We start from the raw sequence: 2,282 nt of genomic DNA, 5'->3' as shown, positions 1-2,282 counted from the left end.
TCTCGTTCCGTCCGCTCATGGCGCTCGCCTTCGCCGCCGGTGTCATCGTCGCCCTGCTGCTGGCCGTCGCCCGGCCGTTGCGGGCGATGGCGCTGTCCATCGCCGCGGTGTGCGCGATCGCCGCCGTAGCGACCGGAGTGACCGTCGTGCAGCGTGGGGCCGGATCCGAGGCGCTCCCGACCAAGGGCGAGCAGAGCGTACGGGTCATGACCTGGAACACCGCCGGAGGCGCCGCCACCTCCCCCGACACCATCGCCAAGACCGCGGTCGCGATGGCCGCCGACGTGGTCGCGCTGCCCGAGACCACGATCGAGACAGGGGAAGCCGTCGCGATCGCGATGCGCGAGATGGGCCATCCGATGTGGGCGCACCACACCGAGCGGGGGCTGTGGGATGCCGACTCCACGACGCTGCTCATCTCGCCCGCGATGGGTGACTACGCCGTCATCGAGTCCTCGCGCGACGGCACGAGCAACACCTCGGTGGTGCCCAGCGCCGTCGCCATGCCTGTCGACGGGTCAGGACCCATCATCGTGGCTGCGCACGCGGTCGCCCCCCGCCAGTCCGCGATGCAGGCCTGGCGCGATGACCTGCAGTGGCTCGCCGACCAGTGCGCCGCGGATGACGTCATCATGGCTGGCGACTTCAACGCCACCCTCGACCACATGCTGCGCCTGGGGGTCGACGGCGGGCACCTCGGCCGCTGCCGCGACGCCGCGGCGCTCACCGGCAGCGGAGTGGCGGGCACCTGGCCGGCACAGGTGCCGACCCTCGTGGGCTCGCCCATCGACCACGTGATGGCGACGGATGCTTGGGAGGTCTCCGGGTCCGTGGTGCTGACGTCGATGGACGACGCCGGCAGCGACCACCGTCCCCTCGTGGTGCAGCTCGAGCCGGCGGACTGACTGCGACCGCTCAGCCGAGCGGTGCCAGACTGGTGGTATGAACACGTCAGGCGACAACGACGCGACCGCAACCGAACCGCAGCAGACCGACACCACCACGAACCGGCGTCAGAACTACGGCCAGGGCTTCCTCGACACGATCTCCACGGGGTGGGCCGAGCGTCCGGCGACGCTGCCCGAGGCGCGCGAGCAGGCCGCGTACGCCGCCGTCCGGCGCCAAGCCGTGTCCGCGGCGTTCCCCGGAAAGCGCGTGGTCGTTCCCGCGGGGTCGATGAAGCAGCGCTCCAACGACACCGACTACCCCTTCCGCGCGCACTCCGCGTTCTCGCACCTCACCGGCTGGGGCTCCGACAGCGAGCCGGACTCCGTGCTCGTCTTCGCGCCGACCGACGACGGCCACGCCGCCACCCTGTACTTCCGCGAACGCGCGGACCGCACCACGGCGGAGTTCTACTCCGACGCCTCGATCGGCGAGTTCTGGATCGGCCCTCGCCCCGCGCTGGAGGGCGTCGCTGCGGACCTGGCCCTCGCGACCGACCACCTCGACGCGTTCACCGCATCCGACGACGACCTCGTCGTGGGCGTGGACCCCGACCTCACCCGGTTCGTCTCCGAGCTGCGCCTCATCAAGGACGACTACGAGATCGCGCAGATGCGCCTGGCCGTCGACGTCACCGCCGCCGGGTTCGACGACATCGTCGCGAACCTTCCCCGCATCATCGAGCACCCGCGTGGCGAGCGCGTCGTCGAGGGCGTATTCCACCAGCGCGCCCGCAGCGACGGCAACGCCGTCGGGTACGACACGATCGCCGCCTCCGGCCCGCATGCCTGCTATCTGCACTGGACCCGCAACGACGGGGCCGTGCTGCCGGGCGACCTGATCCTCGTCGACGCCGGCGCCGAAGTCGACAGCCTTTACACCGCCGACATCACCCGCACGCTGCCGGTCTCGGGGCAGTTCACCGACATCCAGCGCCGCATCTACGAGACCGTCCGCGAAGCGGCCGACGCCGCCTTCGCCGCGGCGCGGCCGGGCGTGACCTTCCGCACGCTGCACGAGACGGCCCTTGCCGTGCTCGCGCGGCGCACCGCGGAGTGGGGGCTGCTGCCGGTCACCGCCGAAGAAGCCCTCGACGCCGACCGCGGCGGGCACCACCGCCGCTACATGGTGCACGGCACCAGCCACCACCTGGGCATCGACGTGCACGACTGCGCGCAGGCGCGTCGGGAGATGTACTACGACGGCATCCTGCAGCCGGGCATGGTGTTCACGATCGAGCCGGGTCTGTACTTCCAGATCGACGACGTCACCGTGCCTGAGGAGTACCGCGGCATCGGCGTGCGCATCGAGGACGACATCCTCATGACCGAGGACGG

Annotated in this window: 2 protein-coding genes; both read left to right on the top strand. The window is 71.2% G+C overall.

Annotation, left to right across the window (positions count from 1 at the left end; all coding sequences use genetic code 11):
• Nucleotides 1-905, top strand: a 905-nt coding sequence (locus tag NQ160_RS22550; RefSeq protein ID WP_257517264.1) for an endonuclease/exonuclease/phosphatase family protein, incomplete at its 5' end; no start/stop codon positions are given.
• 37 nt (nt 906-942) lie between these two features.
• A partial coding sequence (locus tag NQ160_RS22545) for an aminopeptidase P family protein (RefSeq protein WP_257517263.1) occupies nt 943-2,282 on the top strand: 1,340 nt, incomplete at its 3' end.

It is taken from the genome of Microbacterium sp. zg.Y909, assembly GCF_024626565.1.
The sequence above is the reverse complement of the archived record's forward strand: the minus strand, read 5'-3'. Positions and strand labels throughout refer to the sequence as shown.